The 916-nt window shown below is 76.6% G+C and carries 1 protein-coding gene and 1 pseudogene; both read right to left on the bottom strand.

The window, feature by feature from the left end:
- Nucleotides 1-340, bottom strand: a pseudogene (locus ACYVE9_RS28565) (hypothetical protein); the annotation flags it as partial.
- A gap of 97 nt (nucleotides 341-437) precedes the next feature.
- On the bottom strand, nucleotides 438-916 hold a 479-nt coding region (locus ACYVE9_RS28560), incomplete at its 5' end, for a class F sortase (RefSeq protein WP_461030784.1).

The following is a 916-nucleotide window of genomic DNA, read 5'->3' as shown; positions in this document are numbered from 1 at the left end:
TGGCGTGCGCGTCGTCGTGGGCGGCTGCGTCGTGCCCGTCCGCGTCGTGCGGGGAGGCGTCCCGGGCGTCCGCGTCGTCCGCGCGGGCGTCCGTGTCGTGGGCGTCCGCGTTCTCGGCGGGCTGGGAGAGGGCGGTGGTGATGCCCTGCCAGACCCGGGGCGGTGGGGGGATCAGGGAGTCGGGTCCGAGGGCGGTCCGGGCGGACCGCACGACGCGCCGCAGGGCCGCCAGCTCCGACCGGCAGTACGCACAGTCGCGAAGGTGCTCGGCGGCACCGGCACCGGGCGGGGCTGCGCCGAGCGCCAGCTCGCTGAGCTCCGCGGGGTCCATGTGCCTCACCGCCGACCTCCTCCCTCACCTCTGTTCGAGGGCTCCCGTGCCCCGGCGTCGGACGTGCGCGGACGCCCGGCCGTCGGACCGGGCGGAGCCGAGCGACTCAGCCGCGCTTCGTCGGGACCGCCGTGACGATCACGTTCCGCTGGTATCCGCCGCGGTCGCGGTCGTAGGGGGCGGCGCAGGTGATGAGCGTCAGCACCGGTGGCCCGTCCCGGCGGAACACGTCGGCGGGCAGCTCGTCCTTGTCGACCGTGCGCCGGGTCGAGACCCGGTAGTCCACGGGTGCGCCCGACGCGCGGCGCACGGTCAGCACGTCGCCCTTTCGGACCTCGTAGAGGGCGGCCAGGGCGCCGAGTTCACCGGTCGTGGAGTCGACGTGCCCGACGAGCACCGCCGAGCCGGACGCCTCACCGGGCGCCGCCCCGAAGCGGTACCAGCCGGCCTGACCGGGGTCCGGGGGCACCTCCGCCGTGCCGTCCGGCTCCACACCGACCGGCACGACGTCCGCGTCCACTCCGACCCGCTCCATGCGCAGGCCGACGGGCACAGCCGGGGCAGTCGGGGCGGTCGGGGCAGTCG

Source organism: Streptomyces sparsus (assembly GCF_054776295.1).
This window is presented reverse-complemented; position numbering and strand designations above follow the sequence as displayed.